Source organism: Actinomadura sp. CNU-125, assembly GCF_001942465.1.
Classification (GTDB): Bacteria; Actinomycetota; Actinomycetes; order Streptosporangiales; family Streptosporangiaceae; genus Spirillospora.
In genome coordinates this window covers 1-2,090 of the sequence record NZ_MKJY01000483.1, presented here as the reverse complement: position 1 = coordinate 2,090, position 2,090 = coordinate 1, and the positions used below count along the sequence as shown (strand labels likewise).

Here is a 2,090-nt window from a genome sequence, read left to right as displayed (position 1 = left end):
TGATCACGCTGGAGAGCGACTTCGAGCTGTTCCTGGACGACCCGTCCCTGGCGCATCGGCACCCGGACGTGGTCGCGATGGAGGCCCGCCAGGCCAACGCCGAAGGTGCGGGCGAGGTGCGATTGCAGGATCTGGTGCCGGCGTGCCTGCGGCTGAACCCCGATCGGGTGATCGTGGGCGAGGCGCGGCATGGGGAGCTGGCACCGATGCTGGAGGTGATGTACTCGGGTGCGCGCGGCTCGATGTGCACCCTGCACGTTCACCGTCCCGAGCATGTGTTTAACCGGGTGGTGCAGCTCGGCCGCCGCGCCGACCTCGGGTTGTCGGCCGAGGACCTGCATCTGATGTTCGGTCTCGCGGAGCCGCTGGTGGTGCATCTGCGGCGCGATCCGGCGAGCAACGACCGATTCGTTTCCCAGGTGATGGAGGTCGGTCCGCCCGCGGACTCTGCCGAGCCGACCCGGAACCACATCTTCGTTCCCGGCGAGGATGGCCGCGCCACCCCGGCGGGCGGGCACGTCAGCGCGACGTTGCTGGACGACCTGACCGCCTGCGGGTTCGACCCGGACCTGCTCGCCGTGGCGGGCGGTGGTTGGTCATGACGGACCTGCTGGCCGCGTTCACCGGCCTGTGCGGTGCCGCCGGAATCCTCACACTCACCGCCGGAATCCGCGGCAGCAATCCGGCAGCAAGACAGAGCCGTCCGCCATCGCGGTTGCAGATGCTTGTGCACTCACCGGCATGGCCGGGGCGGCGAAATCGGCTGCTGGCCGGGGTCGGTGCCGGGCTGGCGGTGTTGCTGCTGACCGGGTGGCCGGTGGCCGCGCTGGCGGTCGCGGCCGGTGCGTACGTGTTGCCGCCGATGCTGTCGGGACGTGCGCCGCAGCGGCGGATCGTCCGGCTGGAGGCGCTCGCGCAGTGGTCGCGGCGGTTGGCGGAGATGATCGGCGCCAGCCGCGGCCTGGAGCAGGCTCTGGCCGACAGCCTCCGCGTCGCCCCCGCTGCGATTCGTCCGCAGGTGGAGGTGCTGGCGGGGCGGTTGAACAACCACGCCGGGACCGAGCAGGCGCTGCGGGCGTTCGCCGACGACCTCGACGACCCAATCGGCGACCTCATCGCCTGCGCGCTGATCCTGGCAGCCCGCCGACGCGGCCCCGGCACCCGCGAGGCACTCGGGCTGCTGGCCGACGCCGTCGAACACGAGGTCATCGCCCGCCGCGACGTCGAAGCCGAGCGGGCGAGCCTGCGCACGACGTTGATCGTGATCGTGGCGTCCGTCGGGATCCTGAGTCTGCTGTTCGCGACCTCGCAGACGCTCGCCGACCCCTACGGCACCCCGCTCGGGCAGGCCGTGCTCGCGGTCGTGGCCGGGATCTATGCGGTGGGGTTGTGGTGGATGCGGAGGCTGTCGGTCCTTTCGACCGGCGCCCGTTTCCTCCGCACCCGCGCGGACGTCCGGGCGGAGGTGTCGCGGTGACCGTCTTGGCTGCGCTGGCTGGGTGTCTGGGTGCGCTCGGCGTCGTCCTCATCGTCCGTGAGCTGCGGCCCGCGCTGCCCCGCCTGGACGCCGCACTTGCGCGAATCCAGCCCACACCTCTGCCGTCTGCGATGCCAACGACAGAGGAGACGAGCGGCAGTGAGCGCCTCGGCCGGTGGCTGGCCGAACATCTGGCCCGGCCAGCGGGGATGCTCGCCGTGCCGCGCGCCGACCTGGCTCTGCTGCGACGAACCGTGGAGCGGTTCATGCTCGACAAGCTCGTCCTCTTCCTCACTGGCCTGGCCACCCCCGCCCTGTTCGCCGCGCTCGTCACCATCACCGGAGGCTCGCCGTCCTGGGCGTTGCCGGTGCTGGTCGGGCTTGGGCTGGCCGTGGTGCTGGCGATGGTCCCGGACTACAACGTCCGCTCGGCCGCCCGGCAGCGGCGCCGCGATTTCCGTTATGCCTTCACCTCCTACCTCCAGCTCGTCGTGCTGGAACGCGAAGCCGGCGCCGCGCTGAACGCCGCGCTGGAGGAACCGGCGAAGATCACCGACGGGTGGCCGTTCCAGCGCGTCCACCAGGCCCTGTCCCGCGCCCGGCACGCCCAGCA

The 2,090-nt window shown here is 71.6% G+C and carries 3 protein-coding genes; all 3 read left to right on the top strand.

Annotation, left to right across the window (positions count from 1 at the left end):
• Positions 1 to 602 (top strand): ATPase, T2SS/T4P/T4SS family (locus BJF79_RS38315; protein ID WP_187357114.1); only part of this gene is annotated, 602 nt, incomplete at its 5' end.
• Complete coding sequence (locus BJF79_RS38310) at positions 599 to 1,477, top strand: type II secretion system F family protein (protein ID WP_075904728.1); 879 nt, start codon at positions 599 to 601, stop codon at positions 1,475 to 1,477. The genes BJF79_RS38315 and BJF79_RS38310, both read left to right, overlap by 4 nt.
• The coding region (locus tag BJF79_RS38305) for a hypothetical protein (RefSeq protein WP_262403186.1) at positions 1,474 to 2,090 on the top strand (617 nt) is incomplete at its 3' end. The genes BJF79_RS38310 and BJF79_RS38305, both read left to right, overlap by 4 nt.

Coding starts and splice junctions, on each gene's coding strand:
- BJF79_RS38310 (WP_075904728.1), top strand. CDS start 599: ATGACGGACCTGCTGGCCGCGTTCACCGGCCTGTGCGGTGCCGCCGGA.